The following is a 13,764-nucleotide window of genomic DNA, read 5'->3' as shown; positions in this document are numbered from 1 at the left end:
TTTTAAAATTTTTATCACAGCTTAAACTTCACTTTTCTCTATTTAATAAAAATGATGTTAAATCTTTTAGATAAGAAGTATCTACACTCATCCCATTCAGTACTCCTATACATTCACTTGTAATTGAATTGCACATTTCTTTGCATTTATTTATTCCATAAGTACTTATAAATGTAGTTTTGTTATTATTTAGATCACTTTTTATATTTTTACCTAAAAGAGCAGTATCTCCTGTTAAATCCAATATATCATCCTTTATTTGAAATGCCAATCCTAACTTTTCTCCATAATAGCTTAATTTATCTATTTCAGCTTTACTTGCTCCCGCATATACTGCTGCAGATATTATAGATCCTTTTATGAGCGCTCCCGTTTTTTTACTGTGCATGTAATAGAGCTGATCTATAGGTATCTTAGTGTTTTCACTTAAAATATCCACTGTCTGTCCGCCAACCATCCCATCAGCTCCTGCACTTTCAGAAATAATGCTACAAGCCCTTATAGCGTTATCCTTTTTCCCAATACAGTGTCTAAACATCAGACTCATTGCTTCATTTAAAAGTCCATCTCCCGCAAGTACAGCAATAGCTTCTCCAAATACCTTATGATTTGTAGGTTTGCCCCTTCTTAAATCATCATTGTCCATAGCAGGTAAATCATCATGAATTAAGGAATAAGTGTGTATCATTTCTATAGCTGCTGCTATATCCATAACCTCATTGCAATCTGTCTTATAAAGTTTATATGTCAAAAGAAATAGTAGAGGTCTTATTCTCTTTCCTCCTGCATCTAAGCTATACTGCATAGCTTCATATACTCTCTTATTATAAGATCCTTTTCCCTCCATATAGTCATAGAGGTATTTATTCAATTCCTCTCTTAATGTTTCAATTACACCTTTAATTTCCATAATACATTCTCCATTCTATGTAAATAGCCTTATTAATCCAGCATATTATTCTCGAGATTTAATATTAAAGTCTTCTTCTCCTTCTTCAGTAAGAATTTTTATTTTTCCTTCCGCGTCATTTAATATCTTATATAATTTATTGCACAATTTTACTCCTTCTTCATAACTCTTCATACTGTCTTGTAGCGATAATTCTCCATTATCCATAGAATTGACTATACTTTCTAATTTTTCCATTATATTTTCATAACTTTCCGTTTTTCTAGGCATACGAGCACCTCTTTTCTAATAATGAATTAGCTTAAATTTAGAAGTTCCATCTTTCATAATTACTTTAATCTTATCTTTTTTATTTAGTTCTTCAATGGAACTTATTCCATTATTCTCATCATCTTCTATTATAGAATATCCCCTATTTAAAATATTTAATGGGTTATGGGCAGAAAGCAGTGCATTTATCTTTGCTAATTTTTCTTTTTTCTCATTGATTTTAACATTTAATTTGAAATTTAAGAGTTCTTTGAGTTTATCCACATTACTATACTGATTTGCTATATATATAAGGGGACTGTTTAAATCTAATGTTTTTTTCAAAAAATTAAGTCTATTCTTTTCATCTTTTATTTTATCCTTAGCATAAGTGTAAAGTCTATTTTTATAGCTATTGAGTTTTTGTAAGGCTTCTTCCAAGTTAAAAACTGCAATCTCTGCTGCCGCAGAAGGTGTAGGTGCTCTTCTATCAGATACAAAATCCACTATAGTATAGTCAATCTCATGTCCAACTCCTGTTATTATGGGCTTCTTTGAGCTATAAATTGCCTCTGCTAACTTTTCATCATTAAAACACCAAAGTTCTTCTATGGAACCTCCTCCTCTTGCTATAATTATAAGTTCTACATCTTCTATAGAATTTAATACTTCAATTCCTTTTATCACATCACTGCTAGCATTTGCACCCTGAACTAGTGATGGATAAATTAAAAGTTCTACCTTTTTGTTTCTTCTTTTAGTTACATTTATTATATCCTTAAGCGCAGCTCCTGTAGAAGAAGTAATTACACCTATTTTCTTGGCATAAGTAGGTATTTTTCTTTTATGTGATTCATCAAACAATCCCTTTTGTTCTAACTTTACCTTCAATTTTTCAAAAGCTAAATACAATTCCCCCATACCATCTGGTTTCATTTCATTACAATAAAGCTGATATAACCCTTCCTTTTCATATAAGGACACCCTTCCTTTAACTATTACTTTCATACCATCCTCAGGTATAAAATTTAAATTTTGAGCATCTGATTTAAACATAATGCAGTTTATCTTACTAAACTTATCTTTTAGGGAAAAATATATATGTCCACTTGTATGTAATTTCAAATTAGATACTTCTCCTTTAATAGAACAGTTAGCAAGTATAAAGTCATTATCTAAAGTCTTCTTTATATAATTGTTAATATCAGACACAGTTAATGTTTTAATATACATATTATTTAACCCCTCATATTTAATTCATAATTACTGTTTACTTATGCTCTTATCTTTTATCATATTTCCAAGCACACCATTTATGAATGGCGCAGATTTCTCGGAAGAATATTTTTTAGCAAGTTCTATAGCTTCATTTATAGATACCTTTTCGGGAATATCCTGTTCATATAAAAATTCATATGTACAAATTCTTAATATTGCAGCATCAACTTTTGGAAGTCTGTTTAATGTCCAATTTCTAAGATATTTTTCAATTTCCTTATCCAAACTATCCTTATTCTCTTCTATTCCCTTTACAACCCTTTTTACATATTCCATATCAACATTTTTTAGTTTGTCAATATTTTCACTGTAAACTTCCTCGGCACCATCAGTTTCTTTGCTCTCAATTTTTTTTTCTAAATTATCTTCTAAGTTCGCCAAAACACTTCTAAAATCTTCTCTATTTATACTCATTTCAAATAATAATTTCATTATCAACTCTCTGGATTTTTTTCTATTCATGTTTTCCTCCTACTTGGATATATACTCTTCTAAAAATAATTATTGTCATTTCAGATATAATTATACTTAAACTAATACACTAGTTCAAGTATACAAACATATCTTTAAATAGAAACACCCTCTGAATCCAGAGGGTGCATACTATTGCTCTTCTTCTATATTATCATTGCTCTCTTCTGTTTTAGGAATCATAACATTTTGCACATGTATGTTTATAGCTGAAACATCTAAGCCTGTCATAGATTGAACTGCTCTCTTTACATTTTCCTGAACTTTAAGTGCTACATCAGGAATTCTTACTCCGTATTCTACTACTACATATAAATCTATTGCTGCACTATTTTCTCCTACACTCACTTTAACACCTTTAGATAAGTTTTTCTTTCCTGTAAGTATTTGAGTAATTCCACCTACAAGACTAGCACTCATCCCAACTATACCTTTTATTTCAGTAGTAGCAAGACCTGCAATTACACCTACAACCTCATCAGATATTTTTACAATACCCATATCAATTTCGTTATTCGTATTTTCCTCCATTGTTTCACCTCCTAGATTTTTACATCATCGAAAGACCCACATTACATACATTATATCAAATGGATATTTCTTTTACAATTAATTTATTTATGTAATTGCTCCACTTTGTTTTAACCTTGTTTTACCTCGATTTCAACTTCTTGAATATTTGAGATACTCATAACTACATCTTTTATCTGTCTTGTATCCTTGTCTTCCAATTTATTCTTGCCTTTAACTATTACCCTTGCCTTGTTGTCTTCTATAGAACATATAGCATCTTCATATCCCTTGCTTTTTAGAGTATTTTCTATTTTCAATTCATAATTCGTATTCATAGCTAATGCAGTATACTTTTTTTCCGCATCAGAACGATTTGGATCAGAAACATTTTTGTCATCTATAAGGCTTTTTAAAGTTTGAAGAGTTTCCGCATTTTTTTGATCCCTTGTAAGCCGTGTCTCCTCAAAGAATTGGGACTGCTCACTTTTAGATTGGGTACTTTTTGCTTGAGTACTCTTATCCTGTGAACTATTATTATCGCTGCTATTAAAAGATACTGCACTTTTACCGCTTCCATTATCCACACCATTTACATAATTTATAGGACTGTTTAACTTTGTAGCAACTACTCCCACACAAACAATTAAAGCTAAAAGAGTCACAATAATTACAGCTTGTTTTTTATTCATTTTAACTCCCCCCATTTATCTTCTAAAGAATTATATGCTAAAAAATATACTTATATACTATTTTTTCATAGGATATACATTTACCTTATCCTCTGATATTCCAAACAAATCCGTTATAGCTTTTGATATTCTGAGTTCGGTTATTTTGTTCTCAGCTCCTTCAGCTACAACACACACACCTGAAACTTTAGGATTGTATGTCTTAACTATAAGCGGCTGTGATTTGCTCCCATCATTTGTAACAACCACCGTACTTCCATTGTTTTTTTGGGTAGTATTTCTTGTACCACCCTCAGTATCCTTTTCTTCTGTATTATTTGTCGAATCAGTTATGTTCACTGCCGGTACACTCTCTTCCCCACTTTCAAAGTTTATCATTACTTCCACTTTGCCTACTCCATCCATTTTTTCTAAAGTATTTTTCAAATTCTCCTGCATTGATTTTTCATAATTCTCAGTCTTACTTTGTTCGGAAGAAGTAGAACTCTGCTGATTATTACTCTTACTACTGTCATCATTTAAATTTTTAGAAGTATTTACACTGCTTTCATTATTGTAGTTTTTAAAAAAACTTATTGTAACAATTATAAGTACTCCTACCAAAAATAATATAGTCAAATTAAAAATACTTTTTTTGTCATTAGATACCTTTTTATTATTAAAAAGTTCCTTTAACCACTTTTTTAAATTCATAATATTAACTCCTCCAACTAAGAATTTACATGTATTATATCTTTAGATACATTTAATTCCTGGCTTAAATAAGTTTTTAATTTTACATTTTTATCGTCATCTCCAGAATCCAAATTGCTGACAGAAGCACTTTTAGTATTTATATCAACCTTTTTTATTTTTTCCACACTTCCATCTCTAACTTGAACATTTACATTTTTTATACATACACTATTATTTTGTTCATCATAATTTGCATCTATTTTTACTTTATAATTTTCATCTGGATATTTTTCTTTAAGACTTTTTTCACACTTAGTTTCAAGATTCATTTTAAAAGTTTCAATAGTATCTTCCATGCTCTTTTTCTTGTAATCATTAAATTCATCTAATTGATTTTTACTGTTAAATCCCTTTTCAAAGCTCTCTATAGCCTTTTCAGTATACTGATTTATATCAAAATCTTTATTGAATATTTTCACTACTGGATTAATGAAAACTGTAATCAAAATGAGACCCAACACAAATTTGCAATACTTCTTCATGCTATTATCTGGTAATATCATTTCTATAGCTGTAATAAAAAATAGTGCAGTGCATATATTTATCAGCCACTCCTTTAAAGATTGAAGCATATTGTATTCCTCTCTTTCACATTGTAATTTTTCCTGCTGCAGCTATTATACATATCATTATGAAAAACATAACAGATACGCATATGAGGCACGCCATTATAAGTACAATGGAGCTTCCTGCAGAGTTTATACAGTTTACAAGTCTTCCATCGCTTATAGGTTCTATTAGAGCTGCAGTAAGCTTATATGCTACTACAATAATCAAAAGTTTTATTACTGGAAACAGCAGTATTGCTACAATAATTACAAGTCCCAAGCTGCTTAACGCATTTTTTAGTAAAATAGAATATCCTGCTACAGTAGATATGGCATCTGAGAGACTTTTCCCAACTATGGGCACAAAATTGTCCACTGCAAATTTAGCAGTTTTTGCTGTAACTTCATCAATAGTCTTAGAGGTTATCCCTCTTACAGTTATAATTCCTATAAATACAGTCATTATAATTCCCTGTGCCCAAAGTGCTACCTGATTTAGGAGCTTGGTAAGTTTATCTATTTTATATTCAGAAGATAAGTTATTTACAAACTGAAGTACAAAAGACATGGATATTATAGGAATTATTACATCCATAAACAAATTAGCACTTATAGTTATAGCACCTATTACAATAGGATCCATAATTGATGCTTCTACAAATCCTCCAACTGCAGCCACCAAAGTTATAAGTATAGGTATTAAAGCAACCATAAAATCAGTCATTTCTTTTATAGTAGATCTAGCAATATCCACACTTATGTAAAAACTTCTGGCCATTATTATTATTATTAGTGAGTAACATGCAAAATAGGCTATATTAGATAACTGTTCTCCATTAAAAGCTCTCTGCAAATTAGTAAGTAATGCACATATAAGTGAAATTACTATCAAAAGTACTAAAAGTTTTAATGAGGCTGCTACTTCCCTCACCCCATACATTGCAAGTGCACGTATAATTTTCTTTAAAGATGTATTTCCTGACCCAGTTTTTAGAAAACTTTTCACATAATCTCTTACATCTATGTCATTAAGAACTTCATTTTTTGTCTTCATATTAGATATATAATCATAAAATTTTTCTATCTGCTCTTTTTCAGATTCGCTTTGTTTATTTTGAATCTTATTATATTTGTCATTCTGTGAACTACCGTCATTACTATTTTCTATTTTAATTTGATTCTGCACATTTGTTTCTCCATTGCTGGTGTCAAAAGCTTGTACATTAAAGCCTATTAATAAAACCATAACTAAACCCAATATAATCTTTTTCATATTAACACCTACATAATCTTTAAAATTGACTGAAGGACAGCCATAAGTATAGGAATTGCAAGTACTAAAATTAATATTTTACCTGCAAATTCAACCTTTGCTCCTAAATTTCCTTGTCCAGCATCTTTACATATTTCACTGCAAAAAGAAGCTAAATATGCAATAGCAATTATTTTAAATACAGTGGTTAAATAAATGAAATCTATATTTGCCTTAGCAGCTAACTGCTGAATAAACTGAAGTACTGCTGTTATCTTTGCTATCATAAATAGGAATATAATTATTCCTGCAGCTATACTTATATAAACTGCTATGTCATCTCTTTTTCCTTTAAACAGAAGTACTAAAAACAGTGCTATAAAAGCAAACGCTACTACCTTAATTATCTCCATAACTTTCTCCTAAAGTTGGAACATAGTTCTGACTGTAGTAAATAATTTATTTACTAAATTAATTACCATCATGAGGACAATTAAAATTCCTGCTAAATTGGTCACCACTGCATAATCACCTTTCCCACTGGCTTCTAAAACTTTGTTTATGAGTATAACAATCATACCCACTCCTGCTATTTTAAAAATTAAGCTTATGTCCATCATTTAATTATCTCTCCCTTTCATTCCTTATAAGAAATTTAATTAATGTGTACCTGCAGTTTAGACTAAAATTATCACCACCACTGCACCTAAAGAAAATCCCAGACATCTGTACATTTTCAAATTTTTATTCATTGAAATTTCTGAAATTTCAATTTGTTTTTTTATATTTTCTAGGGCTAGAGAAAACATTCTTTTCTGTCCTTCTATATCTGATTCTCCAAGTGTTTTAGATAAATCTATTAGTGCATCTATGTCTTCATTTTTCAAATTTAGAACATCTTTTTTCTTTTCAAATATCACATTAAAAGCCTCATATACACTGTCAACAGAATTTTCCTTTAACATATGAGATATTTCTTCAAGCACATCTTTAATAGGATTTACACTTTTAGATGCTGTATTTAAAATAGCTTCTGGCAGTGGAGTATGTGTGTATATTATTTCATTTTGAAGTTGATTGATGCATCTTTGTAATTCCCTCAATTGCTTAACTCTGCCTTTTAAATTTTCTCCCCATATAAATCCAATTCCAGTAGAAGCACATATTGTAATAATGCATCCTAAAAACTTTAACATTTTATCCCCTCCATATTATTGAATTTTTCGGGAAGTCATATATATATTCTACTGTTCCTGCACCTTTTCTATTACTAAGTACTACAGCCCTATTAAATACCTTATTTTCAACTATTTCTTTAAAAACAGGCCTGTTATATAAATCCTCTATTCCATAACCGTGAATAGTTATAATTAGACTTATTCCTGAATTTAAAGCAGTCACAATACTATCCATATCCCTGTAAGTTCCTATTTCATCACAAACTATAACTTCTGGTGACATACTTCTTATGGCCATTATTATTCCCTGACTTTTAGGACATCCATCTAATATATCTGTTCTGACACCAACATTTAACTGGGGAACTCCATTAAAACAAGCTCCTATTTCACTTCTTTCGTCTATAACAGATACTTTCTTTCCCGTAAGTCCTATGTTTTTAACACCTTGGGAAATATTTCTTACAATATCTCTTACTAAAGTGGTTTTTCCACACTTAGGAGGTGAAATTATTATAGTGTTTATTATTTCATTTCCTTTTGAAATGAATTTCATAATTGAATCCGAACAATTAACTACTTCCCTACATATTCTGATATTTAAGGATGCGATATCTTTTATAGTCTTAACTTCATCTTTCTCCATAACACATCTTCCGCATATTCCCACTCTATGTCCACCTTTAATAGTTATATATCCTTGCTTAATTTCTTCTTCAAAAGCATATATGGAATAATTACTCATCCTTTTAATTATTGTTCTTATATCTTCCAACTTAGGAATATACTTGCATACAACTTCCCTTTCACCTAACTGAAGTATCAAAGACCTATCCACCCTTATCCTTATTTCTTGTAAATTAGGGGATTCTATTAAATCACCTAGGGCAACTTTTAAATTTTCAGGTATAATGTTTAAAATTTCTTTAGTATCTATCTCTCTCATCTCCTTTATTTCTTTATATTAATTCCTATTTTGATTATGTAAAAATTATTCCACATAAATAGAAATAAAATAAAAAAATCCTATTGAAGCTACAAACTTCAATAGGATTTAAAACTATTTATTTACTTTTTTTAAGTTCATCCTTAATAGGAATACTACTATGGCAATTTGGACACGTTAATTCTTCTCGTTGTTCTAATATATCCTTATCTACATATACGGTATCATTGCAATTTGGACACTGTATTTCAGTAAAGTTTTCTCCTTCATCCTTACACTTACAGATTTCATAATCATCATCATATAAGTTGTCTTGTAAATCCGCTAAATCTTCATCCATGGCATCCACATAATCTTCCATGTCTTTTTGAGCTCTGGACATATCATCAATTTCTTCTGCCATGCTTTTAAGTACATTAACAATTTCTATTAGCATTTTTCCTTCATTAGTACTTTTATCAATTTTTAGTCCATCTACTAGACCATTTAGATAGGATACTTTAGATATAATAGAATTCACAATACCACATCCTTAAAGTTATTTTACCATTAGTATTGGCTAAACTCTTTCCATATATTCTCCGGTTCTAGTGTCAATTCTTATAGTTTCTCCCTCATTTACAAATATAGGGACTTGAACAACAGCCCCTGTCTCAAGAGTAGCTGGTTTTAATACGTTAGTGGCAGTATTTCCCTTAACTCCTGGTTCAGTATGAGTTATCTGAAGTTCAACAAAATTTGGAGCTTCAACGGAAAATGCTTCACCTTTATAAAACTTAATTATAGCAAACATATTTTCCTTTAAAAACTTTATTGCATCCTCTACCTTTTCATATTCCAATGGAATTTGCTCAAATGTTTCCTGATCCATAAAATAATACAATTCTCCATCTGAATATAAATACTGCATTTCTTTTCTTTCTATAACTGCCTCCTGCAATTTTGCAGTTGGATTAAAAGTAGTATCAGTAACTGATCCTGTTATAACATTTCTAAGTTTTGTCCTTACAAATGCTGCCCCTTTTCCTGGTTTTACATGAAGGAAATCCAGTACTGTGTACACTTGTCCATCTTGTTCAAAAGTAGTTCCCTTTCTTAAATCTCCTGCTGATATCATTATATACATACCGTTATGTAAACTCTTCTCTTAATTAAATATGTCTAAGATTTTAAGCTTACTTTCCCATTCATAGTGCCCGATTTTGCTATAAGCTACTTTCGCTTGGTCACACACTCCAGGGACGTAAATTCGGATATAACTAACCCTATATTTCAACACTTTTAAAAGCAGTGTTGGATTAACGGTTTTAACCCCTTTCTTATTCTTATTCGACCTAGTTTTGATTTTTATCTAATTTTTCATAGAACTTTCTTTTATATATTTAATATTATACAACATAATATGTTATATAAATATGTTATCTAAATAAAGTAATACTAAGAACTTAATTTATGCATATTAAACTCTTAGGTGATTTGGATAAAGTTTCTCCTCCATTTTCAGTTACCATTACCAAATCCTCTATTCTTACTCCACCAAAATCAGGTATATATATACCTGGCTCATCACTTACTACCATTCCTGATTTTAATTTAGAATTATTTCTATATCCAATTACAGGAGCCTCATGAATTTCTCTTCCTACTCCATGACCCAAACTATGCCCAAAACACTGGCCATATCCTTTATTAGTTATATAATCTCTAGCAACTGCATCTACTTTTGATGCTGGCATTTCTGGTTTATATTCCTTTAAGGCAAGTTCTTCAGCTTCTAACACTATATTGTATATCTCTAGCATTTTCTGTGATGGTTCACCTATAACAACTGTTCTTGTCATATCAGAACAATATTCTTCATAAATGCAACCAAAATCCAAAGTTAAAAATTCTCCTTTTTTTATAACTTTTTCTGTAGCCTGACCATGTGGCAGACTTGATCTCTCTCCAGAAGCAACTATGGATGGAAAAGATAAATCCTTAGCTCCTAACTTTTTCATGTAAAACTCCAGTTCTAATCCGACTTCTCTCTCTGTCATACCAGATTTTATGAATTTCACCATGTGGTCAAAAGCTTTATCCGCAATTTTTGCAGCATTTTTTATTGAATTTATTTCTTCTTTATCTTTCACAATTCTTATTTTTTCCACCATTCCATTCATTGGTACAAGTTCACAATCTAAATTACTATGGTAAAGCTCATACTGGCTGTAAGAAACTATATTTTCCTCAAATCCAAGCCTATGTACTTTAAGTTTACCTATCAAATCTGATAAAAATTTTACAAAAGAACCGCTTTTACCATATTCTAAAACTTCATAATCCTTAACTTGCTGTTTAGCCTGTTCAGTAAACCTGGAATCAGTTATAAAAAATGCTTTGTCTAAAGTTATAAGTGAAAAACTTTCATCTCCCGTAAACCCACTTAAATAATTTCTATTAGGATCTCCAACTAACAGAACAGCCTCTAACTGTTGGCTATCCATAGCCTCTCTCAATTTTTCAATTCTTTTTTTAAACATTTAAATTACCCCCCTAAATTTTAGCAGGGCATAATATGTTTATAATTACTTTAATTTGTGGCAGATTACTCCCTGCTAAATTTGAAATCAAATTTAGCTAATAATTTAAATAATAAAATTGTTATTTTAATAAATAAAATTTAAAATAATATTATTCTATCATCATAGTGAACAATGTTATTTTATCAAAACTTGTGATTATTTGCAAATATTAATGTGTGCTTGCTTCAATACACAATATGAAACTTTCACTTAATATAAAAAAATTACAACGTAATTTTTTTAGTTAATAGTTAAGAATGAAGAATTAATAGTTTCGGATAAAATTTACATCTGCCTTCGTTTTTATACCTTGAATTTTATCCTGTTCAATTTTAATATTATCTATGTTACTAAAATATTTGATTTTTTTAACTTTTTCCAGAATACTTTTGATTTCAGCTTGATTTCCTATTACTTCAAACTGTACGGTTAGCTTCCCATCATTATTGCTTGCAACATTAATTACCTGCATACCTTCTATACACTTTAATTTTCTCAAAATATCAGTATAACTCACTTGTTCCTTATCTTTTATTTGGGTTTTTGAGTTTTTTTCTACAAATTGAAGCTTAACATTTTCACTATGTATGCTTTTGAGCACATTATAATTTTTTATTAAAAGTACAGTGCAACTGCACACTAAAAATATTATAATAATTCTATATATATTATTTACCATATTCATTATTAATATTCCACCTTCATTAAATTTATAATGTACAATTTTAATAGATTTTTCTCCGCTAACACTTTAAAAGACCTAAAGACTAAACCATTGGATAAAACAAATTCCTTTTATTTTAATTTTAGATTGACTTTCCACAGTTTCTTTCCTCCTTCATCATTTCCTATGAGCTTAAAATTTTTAATTATAAACTTATTTGATTTTTCTGCATCTCTAATTAGTGAAAAACATTCTTTTTCATTTCCCTCAAAATCTAAATCTAGACTTTTATTTTCTATATTTACATTTTTAAAGCTTCTTCCTAAATATATGTAATTATAAAAATCTAAATAATTTTCAAAAGTACTACTTTTATCATGTGATAACTTTTTTACAGAACTATGTTCTTTCAACCTAGTTTCTACATCATTTAATTGATTTCTATTTATCATAAGTATATCTAAAAATATTATGTTTACTATTAAAATAATCAAAATAAGTAACTTAAGACTTTTATTCTTTTTAGTTTTTCCTTTTTCTATACACCACTGTGGTAAAAAATATAAGTTTTTCATGTACCAAACTACCTCTTAATTTCATTATTTTAATTTCATAACACCCTATGACAACAACTCAGGTAAACTATCTTAAATCCCCTAAGTCTCTACATTTATAACTTGTAGAAAGACTTTCTATTATATCTTTGTAAATAAAATTCACAAAGATTATAGTGGCAAAGTTAAAATTGGGCATTAAAATATTTAATTTAAATCTAAATTGTTCTAAAATTTCTGAAAAATCATCTTTAAATATATCTTTATATACATTATTCAATATAATCTTATCTCTATAGCAAGCCATGAAATATATAATATCATTCATATTTAGAATGAATATATAATTTTCATCTTTTATCTTGCTTTTATACTTTGACCACATATAAAACTGAATTGGTACTATTTGTTTAATATCAGCACCGCTGTCACTACACATCTTTGCTATATCCATGCCATGCCAGTTCATACAAGAAACCATTACCTCTAAATTATATTTACTAGATTGAACTATTTCATAAGAAAACATTATATTATCTAAATTTTTAAATTTATTTTTCAATTCATCTCTTATGACTTTGTAGAGGAGTTTACTTTTCAATTTAGGTAATTTCATAACAGTTACATATATCTCTTCTCCATGTACTAATATAAACAATCTTTTATTTTTCAGATCAATTCTTATGTTCTCGATATTATTTACAGGAATAACATTCTCATCTATTTTATTTTTCTTAAATAAATTGAATATAGAATGTTTTTTCGCCATTCTTCTATATGTTATACTTTTATTATTAATTTCTAAAATAGCTTTTTCATTCACTTTTCTAAGCCACCTTTCTTAAAAGAATAATCTATGCAGCTATACAGTATATCTTTATTTTTAACTTCATACTCATAAGTTTCTTCTTTATAAAATTCACCATTAAAAATATACTCCACTTTAAAGCAATCTATATTCTTGTCATAGAAAATATAACATTCTTCAAAATATATTTTAAAATTGTCTAAAGAAGATATATACTGCTTTATTCCATTATCATCACAAGATGGATTTTTACTTATATACTCATTTAGCTCCGTAAAAAGGTATTCCCTGTATTTTTCAGTTACATCCACCTGAATAGACTTTTTATGGCTGTTTAAATTGTTTGATCTAATGTGCATTTCCATGCTGTAGCATCCAAGAGAAATTAAAATACACATACACCCT

Annotated in this window: 20 protein-coding genes; all 20 read right to left on the bottom strand. The window is 29.2% G+C overall.

Annotated features, from left to right (window positions below):
* Positions 1-28: 28 nt before the first annotated feature.
* Complete coding sequence (locus CLJU_RS05465; protein WP_013237780.1) at positions 29-910, bottom strand: polyprenyl synthetase family protein; 882 nt, start codon at positions 908-910, stop codon at positions 29-31.
* A gap of 45 nt (positions 911-955) precedes the next feature.
* Positions 956-1,180, bottom strand: coding sequence for an exodeoxyribonuclease VII small subunit (locus tag CLJU_RS05460; protein WP_013237779.1), 225 nt, complete (start codon positions 1,178-1,180; stop codon positions 956-958).
* Between the two features lie 15 nt (positions 1,181-1,195).
* Positions 1,196-2,392 carry an exodeoxyribonuclease VII large subunit gene (gene xseA / locus CLJU_RS05455; RefSeq protein WP_013237778.1) on the bottom strand — a complete coding sequence of 399 codons (1,197 nt, stop codon included), beginning with the start codon at positions 2,390-2,392 and terminating at the stop codon, positions 1,196-1,198.
* A 30-nt stretch (positions 2,393-2,422) separates the two neighbouring features.
* Complete coding sequence (gene nusB / locus CLJU_RS05450; protein WP_013237777.1) at positions 2,423-2,899, bottom strand: transcription antitermination factor NusB; 477 nt, start codon at positions 2,897-2,899, stop codon at positions 2,423-2,425.
* A gap of 141 nt (positions 2,900-3,040) precedes the next feature.
* Positions 3,041-3,439: an Asp23/Gls24 family envelope stress response protein gene (locus CLJU_RS05445; RefSeq protein ID WP_013237776.1), complete on the bottom strand. Its 399-nt coding sequence runs from the start codon at positions 3,437-3,439 to the stop codon at positions 3,041-3,043.
* Positions 3,440-3,549: 110 nt separating this feature from the next.
* Positions 3,550-4,110, bottom strand: a complete 561-nt coding sequence (locus CLJU_RS05440) for a SpoIIIAH-like family protein (protein ID WP_013237775.1) — start codon at positions 4,108-4,110, stop codon at positions 3,550-3,552.
* A gap of 57 nt (positions 4,111-4,167) precedes the next feature.
* A complete protein-coding gene (spoIIIAG, locus tag CLJU_RS05435; RefSeq protein ID WP_013237774.1) occupies positions 4,168-4,803 on the bottom strand; it encodes a stage III sporulation protein AG in 636 nt (211 codons plus the stop codon).
* Positions 4,804-4,820: 17 nt separating this feature from the next.
* Positions 4,821-5,417, bottom strand: coding sequence for a stage III sporulation protein AF (gene spoIIIAF, locus CLJU_RS05430; protein ID WP_013237773.1), 597 nt, complete (start codon positions 5,415-5,417; stop codon positions 4,821-4,823).
* Between the two features lie 16 nt (positions 5,418-5,433).
* Positions 5,434-6,666 carry a stage III sporulation protein AE gene (gene spoIIIAE / locus CLJU_RS05425; protein WP_013237772.1) on the bottom strand — a complete coding sequence of 411 codons (1,233 nt, stop codon included), beginning with the start codon at positions 6,664-6,666 and terminating at the stop codon, positions 5,434-5,436.
* An 8-nt stretch (positions 6,667-6,674) separates the two neighbouring features.
* Positions 6,675-7,058, bottom strand: a complete 384-nt coding sequence (spoIIIAD, locus tag CLJU_RS05420; RefSeq protein WP_013237771.1) for a stage III sporulation protein AD — start codon at positions 7,056-7,058, stop codon at positions 6,675-6,677.
* A gap of 9 nt (positions 7,059-7,067) precedes the next feature.
* Positions 7,068-7,265 (bottom strand): stage III sporulation protein AC, encoded by a 198-nt coding sequence (gene spoIIIAC / locus CLJU_RS05415; RefSeq protein WP_013237770.1) that lies wholly within the window; start codon positions 7,263-7,265, stop codon positions 7,068-7,070.
* 57 nt (positions 7,266-7,322) lie between these two features.
* Entirely contained in the window at positions 7,323-7,841 is a 519-nt protein-coding gene (gene spoIIIAB, locus CLJU_RS05410) for a stage III sporulation protein SpoIIIAB (RefSeq protein WP_013237769.1), read from the bottom strand.
* A 1-nt stretch (position 7,842) separates the two neighbouring features.
* On the bottom strand, positions 7,843-8,760 hold the full coding sequence (spoIIIAA, locus tag CLJU_RS05405; RefSeq protein ID WP_029170127.1) for a stage III sporulation protein AA: 918 nt from the start codon (positions 8,758-8,760) through the stop codon (positions 7,843-7,845).
* Positions 8,761-8,887: 127 nt separating this feature from the next.
* Complete coding sequence (locus tag CLJU_RS05400) at positions 8,888-9,289, bottom strand: CD1247 N-terminal domain-containing protein (RefSeq protein ID WP_013237767.1); 402 nt, start codon at positions 9,287-9,289, stop codon at positions 8,888-8,890.
* A 39-nt stretch (positions 9,290-9,328) separates the two neighbouring features.
* Complete coding sequence (gene efp, locus CLJU_RS05395) at positions 9,329-9,886, bottom strand: elongation factor P (RefSeq protein WP_029170128.1); 558 nt, start codon at positions 9,884-9,886, stop codon at positions 9,329-9,331.
* A 328-nt stretch (positions 9,887-10,214) separates the two neighbouring features.
* Positions 10,215-11,291, bottom strand: coding sequence for a M24 family metallopeptidase (locus CLJU_RS05390; RefSeq protein WP_013237765.1), 1,077 nt, complete (start codon positions 11,289-11,291; stop codon positions 10,215-10,217).
* Positions 11,292-11,598: 307 nt separating this feature from the next.
* Positions 11,599-12,018 carry a hypothetical protein gene (locus CLJU_RS05385; protein ID WP_013237764.1) on the bottom strand — a complete coding sequence of 140 codons (420 nt, stop codon included), beginning with the start codon at positions 12,016-12,018 and terminating at the stop codon, positions 11,599-11,601.
* 110 nt (positions 12,019-12,128) lie between these two features.
* Complete coding sequence (locus CLJU_RS05380) at positions 12,129-12,572, bottom strand: hypothetical protein (protein ID WP_013237763.1); 444 nt, start codon at positions 12,570-12,572, stop codon at positions 12,129-12,131.
* Between the two features lie 67 nt (positions 12,573-12,639).
* Entirely contained in the window at positions 12,640-13,374 is a 735-nt protein-coding gene (locus CLJU_RS05375) for a hypothetical protein (protein ID WP_013237762.1), read from the bottom strand.
* Positions 13,371-13,724 carry a hypothetical protein gene (locus CLJU_RS05370; protein ID WP_144289753.1) on the bottom strand — a complete coding sequence of 118 codons (354 nt, stop codon included), beginning with the start codon at positions 13,722-13,724 and terminating at the stop codon, positions 13,371-13,373. Before CLJU_RS05370 ends, CLJU_RS05375 begins: the two co-directional genes overlap by 4 nt.
* Positions 13,725-13,764 lie beyond the last annotated feature (40 nt).

The organism is Clostridium ljungdahlii DSM 13528, assembly GCF_000143685.1.
In the GTDB taxonomy this organism is placed as follows: Bacteria; Bacillota; Clostridia; order Clostridiales; family Clostridiaceae; genus Clostridium_B; species Clostridium_B ljungdahlii.
Note: the sequence above shows the minus strand (reverse complement) of the source record. Positions and strands in the feature narration are given on the sequence as shown.

Excerpts from the sequence above, each read along its gene's own strand:
- xseA (WP_013237778.1), bottom strand. The coding sequence starts at position 2,392 with ATGTATATTAAAACATTAACTGTGTCTGATATTAACAATTATATAAAG.
- CLJU_RS05380 (WP_013237763.1), bottom strand. The coding sequence starts at position 12,572 with ATGAAAAACTTATATTTTTTACCACAGTGGTGTATAGAAAAAGGAAAA.
- spoIIIAC (WP_013237770.1), bottom strand. The coding sequence starts at position 7,265 with ATGATGGACATAAGCTTAATTTTTAAAATAGCAGGAGTGGGTATGATT.
- nusB (WP_013237777.1), bottom strand. The coding sequence starts at position 2,899 with ATGAATAGAAAAAAATCCAGAGAGTTGATAATGAAATTATTATTTGAA.
- spoIIIAD (WP_013237771.1), bottom strand. The coding sequence starts at position 7,058 with ATGGAGATAATTAAGGTAGTAGCGTTTGCTTTTATAGCACTGTTTTTA.
- spoIIIAE (WP_013237772.1), bottom strand. The coding sequence starts at position 6,666 with ATGAAAAAGATTATATTGGGTTTAGTTATGGTTTTATTAATAGGCTTT.
- efp (WP_029170128.1), bottom strand. The coding sequence starts at position 9,886 with ATGATATCAGCAGGAGATTTAAGAAAGGGAACTACTTTTGAACAAGAT.
- CLJU_RS05465 (WP_013237780.1), bottom strand. The coding sequence starts at position 910 with ATGGAAATTAAAGGTGTAATTGAAACATTAAGAGAGGAATTGAATAAA.
- CLJU_RS05440 (WP_013237775.1), bottom strand. The coding sequence starts at position 4,110 with ATGAATAAAAAACAAGCTGTAATTATTGTGACTCTTTTAGCTTTAATT.
- spoIIIAG (WP_013237774.1), bottom strand. The coding sequence starts at position 4,803 with ATGAATTTAAAAAAGTGGTTAAAGGAACTTTTTAATAATAAAAAGGTA.
- CLJU_RS05370 (WP_144289753.1), bottom strand. The coding sequence starts at position 13,724 with ATGGAAATGCACATTAGATCAAACAATTTAAACAGCCATAAAAAGTCT.
- CLJU_RS05460 (WP_013237779.1), bottom strand. The coding sequence starts at position 1,180 with ATGCCTAGAAAAACGGAAAGTTATGAAAATATAATGGAAAAATTAGAA.
- spoIIIAF (WP_013237773.1), bottom strand. The coding sequence starts at position 5,417 with ATGCTTCAATCTTTAAAGGAGTGGCTGATAAATATATGCACTGCACTA.
- CLJU_RS05390 (WP_013237765.1), bottom strand. The coding sequence starts at position 11,291 with ATGTTTAAAAAAAGAATTGAAAAATTGAGAGAGGCTATGGATAGCCAA.
- spoIIIAB (WP_013237769.1), bottom strand. The coding sequence starts at position 7,841 with ATGTTAAAGTTTTTAGGATGCATTATTACAATATGTGCTTCTACTGGA.
- CLJU_RS05445 (WP_013237776.1), bottom strand. The coding sequence starts at position 3,439 with ATGGAGGAAAATACGAATAACGAAATTGATATGGGTATTGTAAAAATA.
- CLJU_RS05385 (WP_013237764.1), bottom strand. The coding sequence starts at position 12,018 with ATGAATATGGTAAATAATATATATAGAATTATTATAATATTTTTAGTG.